Raw genomic sequence first — 14,387 nt, forward strand, 5'->3', positions numbered from 1 at the left:
CGAGACTTGTCCGGCTCCCCTACTGCGCGATCAGGCCGATGATTTCTACAGCAGCTTTTCGAAGTGGCCGTTTGCGCAACCACACAGCATGTTGCGGAATCGGCAATCCGTTCTCCGTGTTCTCGAATTCGAGTTTCCGCAACAACCCGGAGTCGATCTGCGATTGGACACAGGCAACAGGAAGGTTGGCCCACCCAGCACCCCTTGCCACCAATTCGATTGCCGATTCGACGGAATTGGTACGCCACAGCGAGTCGGAGAGTTGCAATCGTTTATCCGATATCGGTCTCTCGTGACTCGCGACCAGTATTTGTCTGGCCCCGCCGAGTTCTTCGAGATACCTGAAGTCGGACCGAATGCCGGCGGTTCCGACCGTAGCCGAGACTACCGCCACAAACACCGACATACCAACATGCCTGAACAATTCGTCTCGATCATAGCTACTACCCGAAAACATTATCGCAAAATCTATCTGGCCGGAATGCAGCATTCCTTGAATGTCGTCCTGCTGCCCGAAGAAAGTGTCCACGGACAGTAGCGGGTATTTGATCAGTAGAGAATTCATCGCGTCGAGTATCGAATCTCGGTCTATTCCGGCCGATATTCCGATCTTCAATCCACTCTCCAGGTCATCTCCGAGTTCTATCGCGTGTGAATTCAGTACTCGCAATCTCCGGTCGATGGCGCGCGCCTCGGGTACCAAAGCCATCGCTCTCGAAGTGGGTATCGGCTCCCGCCCTGAACGATCAAAAAGTTGATAGCCCAACTCGGCTTCGATATTCGCGATTCCCATACTCACAGCCGACGGGACTCGGCGAAGCTTTCGCGCTGCGGCCGAAAAAGAACCGTGCTCGACGACAGCCAGGAATAACGTAATACTCTCGCTGGTCAACACCATGTTCCATTCCTATCATCAAAACTGACAGTAGCTGTCTTTTCCCGCACACACCACAACAGTACGGTGATCGGACCAATGAAGGATATCGATGCCGAAGAGGGTCACGTGCAAGGTTTCAAACGTAAAGTAGTCTACGTTCTCGGATACGAAGGCGTAGGGCTTCTCATTTCCACCGTACTACTCACAATTTTGTCCGGGAACTCCCCGACGTCGACGGGCGCGCTCGCGGTCATAATCATGACCATCGCCGCGACGTGGAACATGATCTTCAACTACTCGTTCGAGGCGTGGGAAAGTTCCCGAAAAAGCCGAACTCGAACATTGTCTCGGCGAATCCTGCACGCGATCTTGTTTCAACTATCGATTGTATCAGTACTGATACCCGTCATAGCGTGGTGGATGAACATCAGTCTCCTGGATGCGCTTCTACTGGACTTTGCGCTGATATTAATCTTCCCCGTGTACACGTTTTTCTACAATTGGGTGTTCGACAAAATCTTCGGCCTTCCCACTTCTGCGATCGAAAACCCCGAGCTCAGCCCATGCCGATGACGGTGTCAGCGGATGCCGATGGTTCGCGCCTCCACCGGCATCCGCTGATCTGCTACCAGACCTGGGACTCGTCGATACCCAATCGCCGGGCGTATCCGGAGTTAAGTGCATCCCAACCGTATTCGCGGGCCTTCGCTCCGACGACCGGTCCGAACGGCTTACCGGCGAGCAGGGCGTCGAGCACGTCGAAGCACAGGTGCCAACCGGCCGCGAGCGCCGACGCCATACCTTCGGCCCGCGATCGTTGTGTCAACACGACGCGAGTCCCGCCGTCGACGGCCGTCAGGTCCCACACCAACTCGTCCGGGCCCCACTCGTGTTCGAGACGCGATGCGTTCTTCACGACGCGAATAGCGGCCGGGAAGGACATTTCCGGATCACCGTTCTCGGCCAGCATGGTGATGACTGCCTCGCCGGTGCTGCTCAGCGCTCGATCTGCCGTGTACGGAGTCCACTGCGCCAGCAGCTCCGGATCGGTGATTGCAGCCCACACCTGCTCGACGGGGTACGGGAGCATCCGAGGAAAGGTGACGACGGTATCGTCGCCGTCCGCCTCGACCGTCACGTCGGCGAAGATACTGGGCTGATACTGCTGCGCGCTCATGCGTCGATCTCACCAGGAATCACCGTGTTCGGGCAAACGACCCTCGGAGTTCGAAGAGTTCGAGCACTGCGGCAACCGTCTTCTCCACCACCGGGAACCTGGTCACGGACAGATCGTGCCTGGCTCCGTCGAATTCCACGAGTCGTGTTGTCGCAGGTACGAGCGCCAGCGCAGCGGCCATCTCGTCGGTGGTGGCAAATTCGTCCTTCGACCCGTGTACGACGGCGGTAGGGGTGTTCAGTTCCGGTAGATGTTCGGTACGGAGCTTCTCGGGTTTCTTCGGCGGGTGCAGCGGATACGAGAGCAGAAGCAGACCGTCGGCGAGCGAGGGGTTCGCCGCTGCCGCCATCGACGCCTGACGGCCTCCGTACGAGTGGCCCCCGAGCAGCACCGGACCCGGCGTCGGATAGTCCTCACACAGCATCGCGACCACATCCGCGATGCCGGCCCGATCCTCACCGGCACGAGAAGGGTGCGGCGGACCTTTCGGCTTGCGCACCCGGAACGCGAGATCGAATCGGAGAACCTGAATTCCGGCGTCCGCGAACCCTTCGGCCACCGCACGCAACAGAACTGTGTCGCAGTCACTTCCGGCACCGTGCGTCAATGCGAGAGTGGCGACGGGCGAGGCCGTCGGTCGGTGCAGAAAGCCGCGCAACTCGCCGCTGTCGACTGTTTCGACGGTTGTCACGGTCGCATACTCGTTCGCCCCGCACGAGCCTGCTCGACGGCCGTCGTCATGGGGCCCCGGTACACGGGTCCGTGCCCGGGCAGAAGTACGTCGGCGGGCGCGGCCGAGATGTTGTCCAAGGCCGTGTCGGTGGCCGCACGGTCGTGATTGAAGGGGCACACCAGAAATTGTGGTCCGGCCAGGCTCGACGTCGCATGCCCGGTGACCAGAGCATCTCCTGATGCGATCACCCCGGCATTCGGGATCAGATAGGCACTGTGCCCGTCCGTGTGTCCGTGCGTGGGGACGGGGACGATTCGGCCGGGAACATCCAACGCCGCACCATCGGTAAAGCCCTGCGCCTGGGGAAGTTCCGCACCGTCGAGGGCGCCGGCCCGGATCACGTCGAACAACCATCGCGGAGCTCCCCTGCGCCACAACAACAGCGGAACCTTGACCGGAGACAGTTGGTGCAGGTACTCCCGCTTGGCGTGTGCCACTTCGAGCGGATCCATCAGGACCGGAACCTGATGGCGGGTCAGAATGTTCGCGATCCCACCGATGTGATCGACGTGCGCATGCGTCACCAGCACGGCGCGGACGTCTTCGAGTCTGCGACCGATCTGCTCGATCGAGCGCTCGACGTCGGCTCCGTTGTGCGGATAGCCGCCGTCGATGAGAGTGAGTTCCGATCCTTCTTCCACCAGCACCCAATTCGCGTGGCCACAGCGAATCAGGTAAGTGTTCTCGATCTGTGTGATGGACAGGTCCGCGTTGGTCATGGACCTCAGTGTGCGCCACCGACCGTCGAACTCGCTCGTGGAACGTCGACCTGAAGGATCTCCCGGACCGTGTCGACCAACGGACCGACGGGCAGTTCCGGATCGATCGCGCGTTGCAGCCCGAGACCGACGCCGACACTCAGAATGCGCAGAGCGGCCGCGTCCGGGTCCATGTCCAGCGTCACACCACTGGCGGTGGCCAGGTGGCGCAGGACGGTGGCGATCAGAGCGCGCGCGTGATCCGCACCGGATGCGATCTTGTCCTTGATCTCGTCACTGTGACGCGCTCGGACCGAAAACTCCACTTCCAACAGCGTCCAGCGTTTGTCGCCGATGGTCCGCTCCGCCCAGTGCTCGAAGTCGACGAGCGCAGCATCCAGGCTGGTCCCGGAGGTCAAGTGGCCGGCGATCTCACCGACCTTCGACATTCTGATCCGCCCGAGCACCTCGTCACACAACTGGTCCTTGTTCTTGAAATTCGAGTACACCGCGCCTTTCGAATATCCGGCGTCCTCTGCTATCTGATCGAGCGACGCGGCGGCATACCCGCATTCGAGGAAATGCTCGACGGCCGTCTCGAGAAGATTCTCGCGGGTCAGCGCCTGCGCTTCCTGCCTGCTCAATCTGGCCATCGATATTTCTCCCAGTGATCGGTTTCGGGATTCCCACGGTAGTCGAATACCGACAATGGGCCGACTCCGGACTCGGTCGCACAATTCCGAGTACTCATGTTATTCAAATACTGATAGTCTCCGAAATATGAATCGAACTGTGACCGACAACACGGTGCCGCCGGGTCGGCAGGCCAGACGCGGATTGGCCATCGGGTGCGGAGGCACTCTCGGTTTCGCATGGACGGTCGCCGCACTCGCATCGGTCCGAGACGCGTTGAACTGGGATCCGCGCGAAGCAACAGCAATGATCGGCACCTCGGCCGGCGCCGAACTCGTGACGATGCTCGGCAGCGGCGTCGGCGTCGACGAGTTGATCGCGATGCAACTCGGCGATTCAACAGTTCGCCCCGACCTCCTCCGACACCTCGAATCCGGACCCGGCCGCACGCCGCCACTCTCGCGCCCCCGAATCGGAAACCCGCGCCTGGCCATCAGGAGTGACCTTCCGATTCTGAGTCGAATGAGCGGCCTCGCACCCCGCGGTGGCGGCGATCCGTCCTGGCTGGCCGAACTCGCGGAATCCATGTCAGCGGGCGATACATGGCTCCCGCATCCGAACGCATGGATGGTGTCCATGGACTACCGGACCGGCGAGAGGGTCGCTTTCGGAGCCCAAGAGTCTCCGAAAGCGACTGTCAGCCAAGCGCTTCGCGCATCGTGGGCCATCCCCGGATGGTTCCCGCCAGTGACCATCGGCGGTACGAGATACGTCGACGGCGGCGCCGCGTCCACCGCTTCCGTCGACTTACTGCTTCCACTCCAGCTTGACGAGTTGATCGTCTTGGCACCTATGGCATCTCGAAATCTTCGAAAGCCCCGTGGTGCGGCACGAATCGAACGCGCCGCGCTACGGAACACCATGTCGGCTCAGCTCGATCACGAGATCGAACTGGTTCGTGCGGCCGGAACCACGGTGTTGCGGATCGACGCCACCGACGACGATCTGGCGGTGATGGGCGCCAATTTCATGGACGGCCGACGCCGTCTGGCCACGTTCGAATCCTCGCTACGCACCACCAGAGCGTCCGTGGCACAAGAGTTGGCGGTCAATCCGCTGCAACCGTCGAAAGCGGTAAGCCTGTGAACGAGAACAGCACACATTTCGAAGCGGTCGTCGTCGGAGCCGGAATCTCCGGCATCGGGGCTGCCATTCACCTGAAGCGAATCGGCGTCCGGAACTTCGTGATTCTCGAGAGGGCAGATTCTCTCGGTGGCACCTGGCGGGCCAATACCTACCCCGGTTGCGCATGCGACGTCCCGTCCGCCCTGTACTCGTATTCCTTTGCCGCGAACCCAGATTGGTCGCGGGCCTTCGCCGAGCAGCCGGAGATCCGTGAGTACATCGAATCCACCGCAGGCAAGCACGACGTGGATCGACATGTGCGCTTCGGCGTCGAGATGACCAATGCACGGTGGGACGCGGCTCGATCTCGGTGGCAGATCGAAACATCCGACGGCGACATCACAGCCCGATTCCTGATCGCTGCCGCAGGGCCGTGGAGCGAGCCGTTGACTCCGGACCTTCCGGGGTTGGATACCTTCACCGGCGAAGTGTTCCATTCGTCGCAGTGGAATCACGACTACGACCTGCGCGGAAAACGGGTTGCGGTGGTGGGCACCGGCGCATCCGCCGTGCAATTCGTTCCCAAGATAGTCTCGCAGGTTTCATCACTGCACCTGTACCAGCGAACTGCGCAATGGGTACTCCCCAAACCGGATCACTACGTTCCCCGGATCGAACGGTCGATCATGCGCTTGATCCCCGGCGCCCAGAAGACCTTGCGCAGCCTCGAATACGGAATGATGGAAAGCCTGGGCCTGGGCTTTCGCAATCCGTGGATACTTCGGATCGTCCAGAAATTGGGATCGGCTCAACTTCGCCTACAGGTACGCGATCGGAAACTCCGCAAGGCCTTGACACCGAACTACACCCTCGGATGCAAGCGCCTGCTGATGTCCAACACCTACTATCCCGCCCTCAGCCGCCCCAATGTGAGCGTCCATACCAATGCCGTCAGTGCCCTACGCGGCAACACCGTAATCGGTGCCGACGGTGTCGAAGCCGAAGTGGACGCCATCATTTTCGGGACTGGATTCCACATCCTCGACATGCCTATCGCCGACAAGGTCTTCGACGGCGACGGACGCTCACTCGACGATCACTGGAAGGGCAGTCCGCGGGCGTACTACGGATCGACAGTCACCGGCTTCCCCAATGCGTTCATCCTGCTCGGTCCAAGCCTGGGCACCGGCCACACCTCGGCATTCATGATCTTGGAAGCACAGTTGGACTACATGGCGCAGGCGATTTCGCATGCACGCGCTCGAGAGTGGGATACTTTCGACGTACGCCCTGAGGTACAGGCCGCGTTCAACGCCCACGTTCAGGATGCACTCGCCACCACCGTTTACAACGCAGGCGGTTGCGAAAGCTATTTCTTCGACGTCAACGGCCGAAACAGCTTCAACTGGCCGTGGTCGTCGGACGCCATGCGGCGACGGCTTCACGACTTCGATCCGAACGCCTACAACCATACGGGCCGATCACACGCCACCTCACCTGCTGCGGCACTGAACGAGGAGTACTCGGTATGAGCCTGTTCGGAACCACATACCCGAACATCGAACTCGGCGCGGTGGTCGTCGTCTCCTGAGGCGGACGCGGCATCGGCCGCGCCACCGCCGAACTGTTCGCCTCCCACGGCGCAATCGTCTGCATCGGCGATCTGGACTCCGGTACCGCCGCCGATGCCGCCGCGACCATCGTGGACGAGCGCGCGGATACACCCTCGACGTCACCGTACGAGAATCGTGGGACGGCTTTGTCGGCAAGGTGATCGACGAATTCGGCCGTATCGACATTTTGGTCGACAACGCCGCAGTGATGCCGCTGGGCGGCTTCCTCGACGAATCCGATGCCACCGGCCGCGTCACCCTCGACGTCTACGTCTGGGGCCGATCCACGGAATGCGCGCCGTACTACCGGGAATGGCCAGCGGTGTCGAGGCCATGTCGTCAACATCGCGTCGATGGCCGGTTAACTCCCGGTGCCCGGGATGGCCGTGTACAACGCCGGCAAGTTCGGGGCAGACGGCCTCTCGGCATCGGCACGAGTGGAATTCGCGGATTCGGGAATCCGCGTCAGCACGATCCTGCCGAGCGCAGTGCGCACCGGACTCTCGTCCGGGGTTCCGTCGGGTAAGGGAATGCCGACCGTCGAACCGGAAGTCGTCGCCGAAGCAGGGGTGGGCACGCTCCGTCATCGCAGCGCCGAAACCGCCGTTCCGCGATACCTCGCCGTCTGGGATCTCGTCGATGCCGTGGTCCCCGAATGGCTGATCAACGTGGGACGACGGTCCGTCGGCGACCGCCGCGCCCTGACTGCGGTCGATCCGGCAGAGCGCGCCGAATACACGCAGCGGGTAGCTCGCCAGGCGGAAAGCGGCGAGCACGCGCCGAGCAGGTAGTTTTGTCTCCGCGCCGTGAAACCCCGTCCGATCGAGAAGCGGTGTACTCCCTTCTCGATCGCGCATTCGCAGAACAGAAACCGCCAGGCCAGGTCCCGGTCGAGACAGAACTGACACGTCGACTCTTCGCCTCGTCCGAGTACCTGCCGGCCAGACCGGAACCTTCATCTACGCAGCACCCTTCGACGATCTGTGATAAGAGTTCTTTGGCATACGCGATTGCACACTCCAACCTTCGAATGTCAAAGAACTCTTACATAGGCGGATATGGTCATGACACGGACTACCAGGTGGAGCACCGTCGTCACTATCGGCGTCGCAGTGGCGCTGACGCTCGGCTTCTTCGCATTCTTGGCGACCGACGATCGCAAAGTCCTCACGTTCGTCGTCTTCGCGGTGATGACCGCTCCAGTCTGCATCGGAGCGGCATGGGCGTTCTTCACGTCCGAGAAAAACGCACCTCCGACTCACCCCGAAGACACCGTCGAGACGGAATGGAGTCGCAAAGCCGGGTTGGGGGCGTTCAGCGACCTGATCTGCGCCATGGGCATCGCCCTGACCGCACACTACGTATTCGGCGCGCCCGAGGTCCCGCTACCTGCATTCCTCGCACTCGGCATGGCCGACTTCGGAATTCGATATTTCGCTGCCACACGAGCACACCGCTGATGCACAACAATCTGCACGAACTCCGAACGGCAGCCGGACTGTCGCAGCAGGCCTGCGCCGACGCGCTGGGCATCACCCGACAAACTGTCGTCTCGATCGAGAAGGGCCACTTCGACCCACGGCTCTCACTGGCGTTCCGAATCGCCGAGTATTTCGGCAAGCGAGTCGACGACGTTTTCTCGGGCTGAGTTCCCGGCCATACGGCAACTCAGCCGCACAACAGCTCAGTCGAACAGAGTCGGCGATGCACCCTCCTCCGAATCACTTTCCACCGCAGCCGCTTTGTTGCCCGAGTTCTTGCGGACCACGGTCAAGGTGGTTGTTCGACGCGACAACTTGTGCCCGTCCGCGTGTTCGAGCAGAGCCATGCCCTGACGTACTTCGATCACCGTCCACGGACCCGCATGCCCTGCCGCCTGCACGAGGTCACCGGACTCCACCTCAGTCGCCATCACCACTCCTCGTCGCTCTCGTACTGCACGTTCTCCTTGTCACAGTATCGAGGTCGAGGTGTTGCCGCTCGCGCGCAGGTCCCCTATGCTGCGGCAGCCGACTTCACCGCCAGCCCCACTTCGGCACGAATGGCCGCATATTCGGGGGATCCGCGGAGTTCGTCCGGGGCAACTCCGGTACGGGGCAGGTCGATCTTCAGATCGAGTGCGACCTTCCCCGGCCTACTGGTGAGGACCACTACTCGGGAGCCGAGAAACGCCGCCTCCTCCGCACTGTGTGTGACGAACACGCTGGTTCTACCCGATTCTTCACTGACTTGACGAAGGTCTTCCTGCAATCGTTCCCGCGTCAGTGCATCCAATGCGGCAAACGGTTCATCCAGCAGGAGCAACGACGTTTCCGCGGCAAGAGCGCGGGCGATGGCGACCCGTTGTTGCTGACCACCGGAGATTTCCCAGATACGTCGATCTGCGGTTCCTTCCAACCCGACACGATGCAACAAGGCATCCCGTCGCTGCGCACGATCGGATTTCGCGACGCCCGCGTACTTCAGAGCCAAGTCGATGTTGCCGCCCACCGACTTCCACGGAAAGAGTCGTGGCTGCTGGAACACGACGCCGGCGCTGGCTCCCGGAACCGGGTCTGCCCCCGATACCTGCACTGCCCCGCTGGACGGAGATTCGAAGCCCGCGATGAGTCGGAGCAGCGTGCTCTTTCCACACCCCGACGCTCCGACAAGGACCAGGAACTCACCTGGGTCCACGTCCAGTGAGACCGGTCCAAGTGCGGTCACCGCGTCACGGCCGTGCCCGTATCGGTGCGAGACACCGCCGATGTGAATAGTGCCTCGGCTCTCGGACCGCACGCTGTCCGAGTCCGTCCTGGTCTCAGCCGGCAAGGACATCGGGAAGACCTCTCAGATAGAGAGCATTCTGGAATGTATTCAGATCCGGTGCCGCATCGATCTGCTTCTGCTCGGCCAGAAACTGTGCCGCGCTGTGCAGGTTGACCGCCAAGTTGCCCGGAGCGCCTTCCGTTCCCAACCATTCCGGTGAACTGATCTGAGCCGGGGTGAGGAATACGCCTTGCCGGAGCTGAGACGCAGCATCGTCCGTGGTGGTGCTCAGTTCAGCGGCAACGGCTTTCGCGGCAGCGTCAGGGTCGGTTTCGATGGTCTCGAGTGCACGTGACTGATTTTGCCGCCAGATGTCGACGACGTCCGGATGATCACCGGCGAACTTCGTGGCGACCACGCCGAGGTCCAATGTCGGTTTTCCTGCAGTTGCGAGCTCACGACTGCTGATCAGTTGCGTTCCGTCCTTACGAAGTTCGTCCAGGGTAGGCAACCAGGTGTAGACGGCGTCGATGTCACCACGCTGCCACGCGGCGAGAGAGGCTTGCGGCTGTAGGTCCACCAGTTGAACGTCCTGAGCGCCGAGTCCGGCCTGATTCAGTGCGGCCAAGAGGCTGTAGTGGGCTGTGGAGGCGAAAGCGGTACCGATCTTCTTGCCGCGCAGATCCGCAACCGTCTTGATGCCGGTGTCGTTACGCGCTACGAGAGCTTCGTTGTCGCCGGCCACATCGAGAACAAAGGCAACCTGATACGGAATGTTCAGTGGTGCAGACAATCCGCGGGCGACAGGACTGGATCCGATTGCGCCGAAGTCGATCTCACCGGCGATGAAGGCGGTGTTGATATCGGCACCGGAATCGAACTTGGTCCACTTCACGTTGTAGTCGGGAAGCGCGTCCTCGAGCCACTTGTTGTTCTTCACCACCAGATCACCGCTCGGGAAGGACTGGTAAGCAATGCGTATGGTCGGCTTCGACGAATCCTGGCCGGAGTGATCGACCGAGCAGGCACCGAGTACCAACGCGAGAACCCCGGCGAGAATTGCCAGCGCGGATTTGGATGCCACATCGGCGCTCCGCTTCTTCTTGTCGGTCATACTTTTCCCCTCCAGGGAACGGCGCGACGCTCGGCGACACGCAATAGTCCGTCGATGATCAGCCCGGAGAAACCGATGGCGAATATGCCCACCAGAACCACTGGGGTGTTGTTGTAGTTACTTGCGTCCTTGACCATCCCGCCGATACCGGGAATTCCGTTGAACAGCTCGGCAGCGACCACTGCCGAATACGCCATTCCGACCGACAGCCGAATCCCGGTGAACGTTTCCGGTAACGCCGAAGGAATCACCACGTCACGGATCACCTGAGCTCTCGATGCCCCCAGTGCCCGCGCCGCCTCGATCAGGCTCAGTGGTGCCGCAACCACAGCGGCCGTGGTGGCCACCGCGGTCGGCGGAAGCGCAGCCAACGCCAAGAGCGTGATCTTCGGGGCCTCGTCGATGCCCAGCCAGATCACCAGCAGGAAGAAATAGGCCAGCGGTGGCAAGGCCCGTAGAAATGTGAGCCAGGGCTCGAGGAGGCTGCGAACCCACTTCACCGATCCCATGGCCAGCCCGAGCAGAACACCGAGTCCCACACCGATCACCACACCCACCAGCACTCGGCGCAAGGTCATGTACAGGTGTTCCCACAACAGGTACCCCTGGTAGCCGCGCACTCCGTCGTGGGTGGTCATGGTGTTGACGAACGCATTCCACACCGTGCTCGGGTAGGGCACGAAGGTTTCGCTCCAGGTGCCACTGACCGCGGCCAGCTGCCACAACGCACCGAACACGATCACCGAGAGCACCGGCAGACCCACAGTGGTCAGGCCGGATTTCCAGGTTCTACGTGGACTGCGGTCGGTCTCCTGGACCGGCGGATCCTCGACTGCTTCGACAAGTGTCGACATTGCCATCTCTTCCTCGACGGATGGTCACCTGCGCATGCGGACAAGGCAGATGCGACGGTGCGAGCGCACACTGACGGGCGCCACGTTCTTTCGAACGGAGAGTCGGAAGGATCAACGGCAACAGCAGTTGGCGCCGAGACGGCACAGGTCGACGGCGATGCGTCGAGTCAGTGGCGTCGTAGGCATGAGGCAAATTAATGCATGTTCCACCCATTTACCGCAAGCGGAGGGGAAATACCCACCGATCCCACCGATCGATGTCCGAGAACGCTCGACCCCTGGGTCGCGCTCGCAATCGCAGCCTCGGTGACCACCAGCATTCGTCTCGGAGCGTCGGCAGCCGGACCGCTCGAACACGATCCGATCGCCCCCGCGAAGACCATCATGTCGCTCGAGCACCTCTCCGACGGCCGTGTGGTGTTCGGAGTCGGATTCGGGTGGAATGCCGAAGAACTCGCCGATCACGATGGTTTCGCCGAACACGCGGCGCACCGCACTGCGCGAATACCGCGAAAGTCTCCCCGAGAGGTTCTCGGCTACATCGAGCGACTCGCGGCCACACTCGACCGGTGACCGAGGTCACCACTTCTTGACCTCGAGTGCACTCGAGATCCTAGGGTCGGGTTCGCATGAAACGTGCATCAACCGCACACGGAAGGCTCCTCCACGATGACCGAATACGTTCTGCCAGAACTCGACTACGACTACGCAGCTCTCGAACCCCATATCTCGGGCGAGATCATGGAATTGCATCACAGCAAGCATCACGCCACCTACGTAGCCGGTGCCAACAGTGCGATAGAACAACTTGCTTCCGCTCGCGAGGACGGCTCGATCTCCACCAAGGCACCGCTGCTGAGCAAGAACCTCGCGTTCCACCTGGGCGGGCATACCAATCACTCGATATTCTGGAAGAACCTCGCACCCGCCGCCGGGCAGCGGCCCGAAGGCGAACTGGCAGCCGCACTCGACGAGCACTTCGGCTCATACGACGCGTTCGTCACTCACTTCTCCGCGGTCGCAACCACTTTGCAGGGTTCCGGTTGGGCAGTCCTGGCATTCGACACGATCGGACAGCGACTGGTCATCGAGCAGCTCACCGACCAGCAAGGAAATATCAGCATCGGCCTGATCCCGATCCTCATGCTCGACATGTGGGAGCACGCCTTCTATCTCCAGTACAAGAACGTCAAGGTGGACTACGTTGCCGCGTACTGGAACGTGGTCAACTGGGCCGATGTCTCGCAGCGCTACACCGATGCACGTTCCGCAGCTCGTGGGCTGATTGTTCCGGCCTGACCCCACGCTTGAGCCCGGTTCGGTACTCATGACACCGGTACCGAGTCGGGCCTGAGTAATAGCTTCCCCCGAGGACAAGTTCCTGTGAAGTCGGGTAACATGCAGCGTGGTCGCCGTCATTTCGGTCGACACGTCGATCGGAGGGGCGACAGTGGCAGATCTCGGTGAAACAAGTCGGCGCTGGCGACATGCTGCGCGCAATGCCTGGGGCCTGACCCTCGGTGGGGGCGTCGAAAAGCCGGACCACGCCACGTCGTATCTCGTCGAGAGCGGCCCGCACCGCGATCTGTACAAATTCGGCGCCCGCTGGGCGCCGAAGCAGCGCCCGGTTCTGCTGGTACCGCCGCTCGCCGTCTCGGCACACTGCTACGACCTTCGCCGAGGTCAAAGCTTGGCAGCACATCTGGCCGACGGCAGGTTCTCGACCTACCTCCTGGACTACGGAGCCATGCGATACGCCGATCGGGATCTCGGTTTCGAAGACTGGGTCGACGGCATTCTTCCGGAGGCAATTCGCCGAATCTCCGAACTCCACGACGGTGACGACGTAGCGGTGATCGGCTGGAGCCTCGGCGGAACGATGTCACTACTGACCGGAGCGGCACACCCGGACCTTCCCCTGGCTTCCGTCACCGCGATCGGTACGCCGATCGACTATCGCAAGATCGGCGCGATAAGCCCGCTGCGGCTGATCGGAAAGTACACGGGAGCCACACCGCTGACCACTCTCACCGATCTGGTGGGCGGACTGCCGTCACCTTTGGTCAAGGCGAGCTACCGGGTGACGGCATTGCAACGGGAGTTACTCAAACCGTGGTTCGTCGTCCGGAACCTGCAGAACACCGAAATCCTCGCCCGGATGGAAGCCATCGACAGGTTCATGGCCGAGATGCCCGGATATCCGGGCAAGGCATTTCGGCAGATCTGCGAACAACTCATGTTGGGTAACAACCTCTTCCACGACCGTATCGAGTTGGCAGGCAGAAAAGTTTCGCTCGCAGATCTGAAAGTTCCAGTACTCGCCATCGGTGGCACCTCCGACGTCATCGCACCGATTGCCGCAGTTCGAGCAATTACCACCGTCCTGACCGGGTCGCCGTCCGTCCGGTTCGAAACAGCGCCGGGAAGCCACCTCGGACTGGTCGCCGGACCGACCGCCGCCGGGTCCACCTGGGCTTTCATCGACGAATTCCTCGAAGGAATCGAAGTACGCACGGCCTCGACCGCGTAACTCGCTTCGATCGGCTACCTGTTTGTCACGACGAACGTGTCGGTCGGTATCGAGATGCCCGACTCCCATGCCGCAGCGACGAGTGGTCTCGGCGGTGCGATGACAGGGGTCACGGTCTGGGTTCCGGTAGCTGCAGCGGTTGCGTCGTTGGACATCGGGGGACAGATCCGACTCGGATGACGGCGGATTTCCGTGGACCCGCGCTTGTCGTTTCTACACATTGTCGCAGCGGTGAACGAATCCGACGATGTCTTCTCGCCCCGCCAATATGTCGGATATCTTCTA

Annotated in this window: 17 protein-coding genes and 2 pseudogenes; 10 read left to right on the plus strand and 9 right to left on the minus strand. The window is 61.4% G+C overall.

What is annotated here, in order from left to right:
• Positions 1–19: 19 nt before the first annotated feature.
• Positions 20–898, minus strand: coding sequence for a LysR family transcriptional regulator (locus tag ABH922_RS19425; RefSeq protein ID WP_424808465.1), 879 nt, complete (start codon positions 896–898; stop codon positions 20–22).
• A gap of 75 nt (positions 899–973) precedes the next feature.
• Between ABH922_RS19425 and ABH922_RS19430 the strand changes: the two genes are divergently transcribed.
• Positions 974–1,450 (plus strand): PACE efflux transporter, encoded by a 477-nt coding sequence (locus ABH922_RS19430; RefSeq protein WP_424808466.1) that lies wholly within the window; start codon positions 974–976, stop codon positions 1,448–1,450.
• A gap of 52 nt (positions 1,451–1,502) precedes the next feature.
• Here ABH922_RS19430 and ABH922_RS19435 read toward each other — a convergent pair whose 3' ends face one another.
• From ABH922_RS19435 to ABH922_RS19450, 4 genes are read right to left on the minus strand one after another with little or no spacing between them, the layout of a single operon-like run.
• On the minus strand, positions 1,503–2,054 hold the full coding sequence (locus ABH922_RS19435; protein ID WP_424808467.1) for an SRPBCC family protein: 552 nt from the start codon (positions 2,052–2,054) through the stop codon (positions 1,503–1,505).
• A 19-nt stretch (positions 2,055–2,073) separates the two neighbouring features.
• Positions 2,074–2,745: an alpha/beta family hydrolase gene (locus ABH922_RS19440; RefSeq protein WP_424808468.1), complete on the minus strand. Its 672-nt coding sequence runs from the start codon at positions 2,743–2,745 to the stop codon at positions 2,074–2,076.
• Positions 2,742–3,506, minus strand: coding sequence for an MBL fold metallo-hydrolase (locus ABH922_RS19445; RefSeq protein WP_424808469.1), 765 nt, complete (start codon positions 3,504–3,506; stop codon positions 2,742–2,744). The genes ABH922_RS19440 and ABH922_RS19445 overlap by 4 nt, the downstream gene beginning before the upstream one ends.
• Before the next feature lie 5 nt (positions 3,507–3,511).
• On the minus strand, positions 3,512–4,138 hold the full coding sequence (locus ABH922_RS19450) for a TetR/AcrR family transcriptional regulator (RefSeq protein WP_424808470.1): 627 nt from the start codon (positions 4,136–4,138) through the stop codon (positions 3,512–3,514).
• A gap of 127 nt (positions 4,139–4,265) precedes the next feature.
• Between ABH922_RS19450 and ABH922_RS19455 the strand changes: the two genes are divergently transcribed.
• The 5 genes and pseudogenes from ABH922_RS19455 (at position 4,266) to ABH922_RS19475 (ending at position 8,504) form a co-directional block, all read left to right on the plus strand.
• Positions 4,266–5,264, plus strand: coding sequence for a patatin-like phospholipase family protein (locus ABH922_RS19455; RefSeq protein ID WP_424808471.1), 999 nt, complete (start codon positions 4,266–4,268; stop codon positions 5,262–5,264).
• The gene (locus tag ABH922_RS19460; RefSeq protein ID WP_424808472.1) at positions 5,261–6,775 is read left to right on the plus strand and encodes a flavin-containing monooxygenase; all 1,515 of its coding nucleotides are present in this window, start codon (positions 5,261–5,263) and stop codon (positions 6,773–6,775) included. Before ABH922_RS19455 ends, ABH922_RS19460 begins: the two co-directional genes overlap by 4 nt.
• A gap of 71 nt (positions 6,776–6,846) precedes the next feature.
• Positions 6,847–7,647, plus strand: a pseudogene (locus ABH922_RS19465) (SDR family oxidoreductase).
• A gap of 273 nt (positions 7,648–7,920) precedes the next feature.
• A complete protein-coding gene (locus tag ABH922_RS19470) occupies positions 7,921–8,316 on the plus strand; it encodes a hypothetical protein (protein ID WP_424808473.1) in 396 nt (131 codons plus the stop codon).
• Entirely contained in the window at positions 8,316–8,504 is a 189-nt protein-coding gene (locus ABH922_RS19475) for a helix-turn-helix transcriptional regulator (protein ID WP_424808474.1), read from the plus strand. Before ABH922_RS19470 ends, ABH922_RS19475 begins: the two co-directional genes overlap by 1 nt.
• Positions 8,505–8,540: 36 nt before the next feature.
• On the opposite strand, the gene ABH922_RS19480 is transcribed toward ABH922_RS19475, so the two are convergent.
• The 4 genes from ABH922_RS19480 to ABH922_RS19495 form a co-directional block, all read right to left on the minus strand.
• On the minus strand, positions 8,541–8,768 hold the full coding sequence (locus ABH922_RS19480; RefSeq protein ID WP_424808475.1) for a hypothetical protein: 228 nt from the start codon (positions 8,766–8,768) through the stop codon (positions 8,541–8,543).
• 83 nt (positions 8,769–8,851) lie between these two features.
• Complete coding sequence (locus ABH922_RS19485; protein ID WP_424808476.1) at positions 8,852–9,673, minus strand: ABC transporter ATP-binding protein; 822 nt, start codon at positions 9,671–9,673, stop codon at positions 8,852–8,854.
• Entirely contained in the window at positions 9,657–10,718 is a 1,062-nt protein-coding gene (locus tag ABH922_RS19490; RefSeq protein ID WP_424808477.1) for a glycine betaine ABC transporter substrate-binding protein, read from the minus strand. The genes ABH922_RS19485 and ABH922_RS19490 overlap by 17 nt, the downstream gene beginning before the upstream one ends.
• Positions 10,715–11,572, minus strand: a complete 858-nt coding sequence (locus tag ABH922_RS19495; RefSeq protein ID WP_424808478.1) for an ABC transporter permease — start codon at positions 11,570–11,572, stop codon at positions 10,715–10,717. The genes ABH922_RS19490 and ABH922_RS19495 overlap by 4 nt, the downstream gene beginning before the upstream one ends.
• 207 nt (positions 11,573–11,779) lie before the next feature.
• Here ABH922_RS19495 and ABH922_RS19500 point away from each other — a divergent pair.
• From ABH922_RS19500 to ABH922_RS19515, 4 genes and pseudogenes are all read left to right on the plus strand, one after another.
• Positions 11,780–12,092: pseudogene (locus tag ABH922_RS19500) on the plus strand (LLM class flavin-dependent oxidoreductase); the annotation flags it as partial.
• Positions 12,093–12,241: 149 nt separating this feature from the next.
• Positions 12,242–12,871 carry a superoxide dismutase gene (locus tag ABH922_RS19505; protein WP_424808479.1) on the plus strand — a complete coding sequence of 210 codons (630 nt, stop codon included), beginning with the start codon at positions 12,242–12,244 and terminating at the stop codon, positions 12,869–12,871.
• A 151-nt stretch (positions 12,872–13,022) separates the two neighbouring features.
• On the plus strand, positions 13,023–14,102 hold the full coding sequence (locus ABH922_RS19510) for an alpha/beta fold hydrolase (RefSeq protein ID WP_424808480.1): 1,080 nt from the start codon (positions 13,023–13,025) through the stop codon (positions 14,100–14,102).
• Between the two features lie 54 nt (positions 14,103–14,156).
• Positions 14,157–14,282, plus strand: coding sequence for a hypothetical protein (locus ABH922_RS19515; RefSeq protein ID WP_424808481.1), 126 nt, complete (start codon positions 14,157–14,159; stop codon positions 14,280–14,282).
• Positions 14,283–14,387: the final 105 nt, after the last annotated feature.

This window comes from Rhodococcus sp. 27YEA15 (assembly GCF_049739425.1).
Classification (GTDB): domain Bacteria; phylum Actinomycetota; class Actinomycetes; order Mycobacteriales; family Mycobacteriaceae; genus Rhodococcus_F.

Bases quoted from the DNA above. Each gene is read 5' to 3' on its own strand.
- ABH922_RS19455 (WP_424808471.1), top strand. From the start codon at position 4,266: ATGAATCGAACTGTGACCGACAACACGGTGCCGCCGGGTCGGCAGGCC.
- ABH922_RS19515 (WP_424808481.1), top strand. From the start codon at position 14,157: ATGCCCGACTCCCATGCCGCAGCGACGAGTGGTCTCGGCGGTGCGATG.
- ABH922_RS19425 (WP_424808465.1), bottom strand. From the start codon at position 898: ATGGTGTTGACCAGCGAGAGTATTACGTTATTCCTGGCTGTCGTCGAG.
- ABH922_RS19450 (WP_424808470.1), bottom strand. From the start codon at position 4,138: ATGGCCAGATTGAGCAGGCAGGAAGCGCAGGCGCTGACCCGCGAGAAT.
- ABH922_RS19475 (WP_424808474.1), top strand. From the start codon at position 8,316: ATGCACAACAATCTGCACGAACTCCGAACGGCAGCCGGACTGTCGCAG.
- ABH922_RS19490 (WP_424808477.1), bottom strand. From the start codon at position 10,718: ATGACCGACAAGAAGAAGCGGAGCGCCGATGTGGCATCCAAATCCGCG.
- ABH922_RS19470 (WP_424808473.1), top strand. From the start codon at position 7,921: ATGACACGGACTACCAGGTGGAGCACCGTCGTCACTATCGGCGTCGCA.
- ABH922_RS19495 (WP_424808478.1), bottom strand. From the start codon at position 11,572: ATGTCGACACTTGTCGAAGCAGTCGAGGATCCGCCGGTCCAGGAGACC.
- ABH922_RS19445 (WP_424808469.1), bottom strand. From the start codon at position 3,506: ATGACCAACGCGGACCTGTCCATCACACAGATCGAGAACACTTACCTG.
- ABH922_RS19505 (WP_424808479.1), top strand. From the start codon at position 12,242: ATGACCGAATACGTTCTGCCAGAACTCGACTACGACTACGCAGCTCTC.
- ABH922_RS19480 (WP_424808475.1), bottom strand. From the start codon at position 8,768: ATGGCGACTGAGGTGGAGTCCGGTGACCTCGTGCAGGCGGCAGGGCAT.
- ABH922_RS19430 (WP_424808466.1), top strand. From the start codon at position 974: ATGAAGGATATCGATGCCGAAGAGGGTCACGTGCAAGGTTTCAAACGT.
- ABH922_RS19435 (WP_424808467.1), bottom strand. From the start codon at position 2,054: ATGAGCGCGCAGCAGTATCAGCCCAGTATCTTCGCCGACGTGACGGTC.
- ABH922_RS19485 (WP_424808476.1), bottom strand. From the start codon at position 9,673: ATGTCCTTGCCGGCTGAGACCAGGACGGACTCGGACAGCGTGCGGTCC.